Genomic DNA, 3,896 nt, shown 5'->3' with positions numbered 1-3,896 from the left:
GCATATGCACCTTGAAAATGGATTCTCTTTCTTTCAGGTCAGGAAGCTCTACATGGATCTGCCTGTCGAAACGGCCTGCCCGCATAAGTGCTCTGTCAAGAATATCAGCACGGTTAGTTGCTGCAAGAATGATCACACCGGTATTGCTGGAGAAACCGTCCATTTCAGTAAGCAATTGATTCAGTGTATTTTCTCTCTCATCGTTAGCCCCTGTAATGGGATTTTTGCCCCTGGCACGACCGATAGCATCAATTTCATCGATAAATATTATACAGGGGGCTTTCTCCTTGGCTTGCTTGAAGAGATCCCGAACACGTGATGCTCCAACACCAACAAACATCTCAACAAAATCAGAACCCGATATCGAAAAGAAGGGAACTTTGGCCTCACCGGCCACAGCCTTGGCCAAAAGGGTTTTCCCCGTTCCCGGAGGCCCTACCAGTAAGGCACCCTTTGGAATCTTTCCTCCCAGTTTGGTATATTTAGCAGGAGTTTTCAGGAAATCCACAATCTCCACAACTTCCATCTTGGCCTCTTCCAGGCCGGCTACATCCTTAAAGGTGACAGTCACGTTGTTCGCCCTGTCGAAAAGCTGAGCCTTTGATTTGCCAATGTTGAAAATCTGTCCGCCGGGACCGGCACCTCCCCTGCTCATCATTCGCATGATCAGCAACCAGACTATTACCAAAACACCAATTGGGATCAACCATCCCAGAACCTCCCGACTCCATTCCGTCCTTGTCTCATTTTCGATATATACAGGATCATCTATTCCTTCCTGGGCCTCTTCCAACTCTTTGTGAAAAGTATCCGGTGAGGTAATATTGAAATAAAACTGAGGACCACCTTCTGGTGTATCCTTAGGCAACAGTTCCTCAAATTTAGGATCTGACAGCTTTTCTTCCCTGATATAAACCTCCGCTGTCTTTCCGTTTACCAAAACTATCCTCTCAACATCCTGGTCGATCAACATTTGCCTTAAATCTTTCCAGGTTGTTTTCTTTGCAGACCCTTCCGTATTGAAAAAGTATACCGAAAAGAAAACCAGGGCCAGAATAGCATAGATCCAATAAAAATTGAACCTCCCCCTATTATTCCCTTTAGGTTTATTCTCAGGGATGTTCTGTTGCTCGTTTTTCGTATTTTCCTTTTCTGACATTCTGACTTATTCCCTTCCAAAAGTTATTCAGATTCATATTTCGTTTCAAGATACTCTATTTCAGAGTCTCCCCATAGTTCTTCAAGCTTGTAGAAACTTCTTTTGCTTTCTTCAAAAACGTGAACTACTACATCAACGTAATCTATCAAAATCCATTCCGAATTTTCATACCCTTCAATATGCCAGGGTTTTTGAGCTATTTCGTTTCTTACCGTATCAACAACCGAATCGGCAATGGCTTCCACCTGCGTTTTGGATGTACCGTGACAAATTACGAAATAGTCGCTAATTGAATTGTCATTTAAACCAATATGAATTCGGACTATATCCTTTCCTTTTTTTTCTTCAATACCTTCGATGACTTTTTGCAGTAGGCTTTTTGTTCCCTGGATTTCGTCTTTAATCATTAAATTTCTGTTTAATTCGCATCAAAATTAAATAATTTTGAGCCAACTCCCTAGACTGTGCACAAGTATAAACATTAATTTTATATTATTGTTTAACCTTAATGTCCGATTAACATTAATAATAATATGAATATTCCTGACCTCTCTTGTTTTGCTGAATATATTTTCTATTAAAATGCTATAATTCTCCAGGATGAAAAGTCAACCGGCATACAGAACCATCCGATTCAATACTATCGGATCTACACATGAAGAAGCATCGAGACTTATCGACAAAGGGATTGATGAAGACCATCTGATGATAACGGCATCCTATCAGACCCAAGGGATCGGTCAGGATAACAGCCTTTGGTTCAGCGACAGAGGCAAGAACCTCCTTACCAGTCTGATCATTTATACATCCTTTTTACCGGCTGATGGACAGTTTATGTTGAGTAAGGCTGTTTCTCTGGCCATCCTGGATTTACTAAAGACCCGCCATTTGCCCGGAATGTCTGATATTAAAATAAAATGGCCTAACGATATTTATTGGGGAAGTGAAAAAATCGCCGGCATCCTTATCCGGAACCAGATCCAGGGAAACCATCTATCAAAATCAGTTATAAGCATTGGATTAAATGTTAACCAGGAAGTATTTCCCGGTTGGATACCCAATCCAACATCCATTTTATTGAAAACTGGGATAAAGCAGGATCTTTCCGGCATCGAGGAAGCATTGAAAACCAACTTATACTTGCGCTTTAAACTTTTGCGTGACAACCGGGAAGAAATTCTCAACAACGAATATCTTCATTCATTATACAGGTATAATGTATTAAAACCATATGTATACCAAGGAAATCCGATATTAGCCAGGATAACCGGAATAAATGAGTATGGTCACCTCCTTTTACAGGATACAAACGGGCAACACCTGGAATGTGATTTAAAAGAAATTGTATTTGCGCCTGATGATCAGGAATGATGTTCCTTCACTTTATGCACCATGTGGTTAACAAGGTTTTGAAGCGGCTTTTTTGCCATCATCAGAATCATGGGAGGCATATCTGCGTTCATTTCGAAATGAACCTCCGTGGCATCATCCCCTGAAGGTGCCATTCGGGCAATAAGATCAAAGTCGAATGGGGTTTTCCCGGCCGACTTGATGTGTACTCTGGCATCGCTTTCTGTTTCAGCAATGTGGAGATTCACATCCCCCATGTTCCTTATCGTAAATGAGCAAGACAGCTTATCGGCAATCCAGTTCACCACCTGTTCGGGCATTAGTTTTTCAAAATTCCTGAAATCGCTCAGGAAACTATACATTACCTTTACCGGCTTATTGACAATGATTTTATCGCTTGAGATTTTTACTTGCATACCGGAATTATTTTCCCCATTCGGAAGGATTTTCACGCCATTTCAATAAAGTCTTGTAATCCTCACTCCTGATATAATCGATCTCTATGGCTTTTTGTATAAGGTGATCATAATCGGAAAGAGTAAGAAGCGAACACTTGTGTTCTAAAAAGGCGTTCGTGGCTTTTTGCAGGTTATAGGTAAATATGGCTACCATACCTTTTACGTTGCAGCCTGCCTGCCTTAGTGCATCCACTGCGCTGAGGCTGCTGCCTCCCGTTGATATCAGGTCTTCCAACACTACAACCGATTGCCCGGCCTCTACTCTCCCCTCTATCTGGTTTTCCAGTCCATGCCCCTTCTTGGAAGCACGCACATAGGCGAAGGGAAGATCAAGATCCTGCGCAACCAACACACCCTGTGCTATGCCTCCGGTAGCAACGCCGGCAATCAGATCCACATCACCATACTCACTTTGTATGGCCTTTACAAACTCCTGGCGTATGTACGTCCTTACCCTTGGATATGAAAGAGTTACCCGGTTATCACAATAAATCGGGGATATAATCCCGGATGCCCAGGTAAAAGGATGATCGACATCCAATTTTATTGCTTTAATTTGCAAAAGCAATTCGGCAGTCCGGAATGCAGTTTCTTTGTTGTATATCATGAGACAAATGTATAAGATTTTCATTAAGGATAAATCAATTTGCTTCACGGAAAATATAAACAGGACTTTATGCAGCAGTACCTGCCATCGTGTTCACTACACCTCCCTGAAAAACTTAATGGATGAATTTCAAAGTTTTATCAACAAAAGAAAGACTAAAGACCTCGTGGTGTTCCGAAAAAGAAATGTTGATAAATTGTTTAGAACCTTCATCGATAAATTTCCGTTAGTTAAAGCAGCCGGTGGGCTGGTAGTCAATGAATACAACATGGTTCTGATGATTTACAAGAATGGAACCTGGGATCTTCCCAAAGGCAAAAGG

General features: G+C 41.6%; 6 protein-coding genes. 2 read left to right on the top strand and 4 right to left on the bottom strand.

The features are described 5' to 3' along the window. Both KKA81_08270 and rsfS read right to left on the bottom strand, forming a co-directional pair. Window positions 1-1,159: ATP-dependent metallopeptidase FtsH/Yme1/Tma family protein (locus KKA81_08270; protein MBU2650916.1), on the bottom strand; the 1,159-nt coding region annotated here is incomplete at its 3' end. A 23-nt stretch (window positions 1,160-1,182) separates the two neighbouring features. Further along, a complete protein-coding gene (gene rsfS / locus KKA81_08265; GenBank protein ID MBU2650915.1) occupies window positions 1,183-1,566 on the bottom strand; it encodes a ribosome silencing factor in 384 nt (127 codons plus the stop codon). Between the two features lie 193 nt (window positions 1,567-1,759). Between rsfS and KKA81_08260 the strand changes: the two genes are divergently transcribed. Next, window positions 1,760-2,530 (top strand): biotin--[acetyl-CoA-carboxylase] ligase, encoded by a 771-nt coding sequence (locus tag KKA81_08260; GenBank protein MBU2650914.1) that lies wholly within the window; start codon window positions 1,760-1,762, stop codon window positions 2,528-2,530. Here KKA81_08260 and KKA81_08255 read toward each other — a convergent pair. Next, complete coding sequence (locus tag KKA81_08255) at window positions 2,521-2,925, bottom strand: hypothetical protein (protein ID MBU2650913.1); 405 nt, start codon at window positions 2,923-2,925, stop codon at window positions 2,521-2,523. The genes KKA81_08260 and KKA81_08255 overlap by 10 nt on opposite strands. 7 nt (window positions 2,926-2,932) lie before the next feature. Beyond that, complete coding sequence (locus KKA81_08250; protein MBU2650912.1) at window positions 2,933-3,574, bottom strand: orotate phosphoribosyltransferase; 642 nt, start codon at window positions 3,572-3,574, stop codon at window positions 2,933-2,935. A 118-nt stretch (window positions 3,575-3,692) separates the two neighbouring features. On the opposite strand from KKA81_08250, the gene KKA81_08245 reads away from it, so the two are divergent. Beyond that, window positions 3,693-3,896, top strand: a 204-nt coding sequence (locus KKA81_08245) for an NUDIX hydrolase (GenBank protein ID MBU2650911.1), incomplete at its 3' end; no start/stop codon positions are given.

Source organism: Bacteroidota bacterium, from assembly GCA_018831055.1.
GTDB lineage: Bacteria > Bacteroidota > Bacteroidia > Bacteroidales > B18-G4 > M55B132.
This window is presented reverse-complemented; position numbering and strand designations above follow the sequence as displayed.

What these genes read in the sequence shown, in the direction of transcription:
- rsfS (MBU2650915.1), bottom strand. Translation starts at nt 1,566, where the DNA reads ATGATTAAAGACGAAATCCAGGGAACAAAAAGCCTACTGCAAAAAGTC.
- KKA81_08260 (MBU2650914.1), top strand. Translation starts at nt 1,760, where the DNA reads ATGAAAAGTCAACCGGCATACAGAACCATCCGATTCAATACTATCGGA.
- KKA81_08255 (MBU2650913.1), bottom strand. Translation starts at nt 2,925, where the DNA reads ATGCAAGTAAAAATCTCAAGCGATAAAATCATTGTCAATAAGCCGGTA.
- KKA81_08250 (MBU2650912.1), bottom strand. Translation starts at nt 3,574, where the DNA reads ATGATATACAACAAAGAAACTGCATTCCGGACTGCCGAATTGCTTTTG.